Origin of the sequence: Paracoccus sp. SY, from assembly GCF_002901215.1 — a bacterium.
GTDB lineage: Bacteria > Pseudomonadota > Alphaproteobacteria > Rhodobacterales > Rhodobacteraceae > Paracoccus > Paracoccus acridae.
Genome location: NZ_NWMQ01000186.1, coordinates 1 through 643, shown reverse-complemented (window position 1 = coordinate 643; position 643 = coordinate 1). Strand labels below are relative to the sequence as shown.

The following is a 643-nucleotide window of genomic DNA, read 5'->3' as shown; positions in this document are numbered from 1 at the left end:
CCGCATCCAGGCCTTCATGCGTGTCTTGGAAGGGGAGACAAACATCCGTCCCGAACAAGCACGCTTCCTTGCTGCCGCTCCTGGCATGGCGACCGCGGCCGAGGCCATGATCGTGCTATTCGACATAGCAGGCCTGTTCGCTGAGGAGGCGCGGGCAGTTGTTGCAGAAACAGCCGAGGCCGTCTGCGACAGGATGCTGCCTTAGACATGAGGCCGGGACTCGGCTTTGAGATGCAGACTGGGTCCGAGCTACCGAAACGAACGACCCAAGATCTCCATGTAGGCGGTGGGTCATGATGGCCATAATAAGGGACAGTGTTGTCGCCATCACGAACGCTGTCACGCATATCTACCCTCGTATGTGTTAGAAAAAGCTCGCTGGAAGCTGCAACCTGTATCTACCGGCCTTGCTGGGAGCTTTCGTCATGTACCCATTGCCCCCCTCGGAATCGGTATTGTTTGTCATCTACCTTGTTGCGATCACTGCGGAGGCGATGTCCGGTGCGCTTGCAGCGGGGCGGCGCAACATGGACATCTTCGGGGTAGCGGTCATCGCCTTTGTCACGGCGCTTGGCGGCGGCACTATTCGTGACCTGACCTTGGGCCGCTTTCCCATCGGCTGGACCCAAAAACCTGAATACGT

2 protein-coding genes are annotated in these 643 nt (G+C 58.3%); both read left to right on the top strand.

All coding sequences use genetic code 11. From position 1 onward, the window contains the following. A partial coding sequence (locus CK944_RS23890) for a hypothetical protein (protein ID WP_205049147.1) occupies positions 1–205 on the top strand: 205 nt, incomplete at its 5' end. Positions 206–407: 202 nt separating this feature from the next. Next, on the top strand, positions 408–643 hold a 236-nt coding region (locus tag CK944_RS22480; RefSeq protein ID WP_239986224.1), incomplete at its 3' end, for a trimeric intracellular cation channel family protein.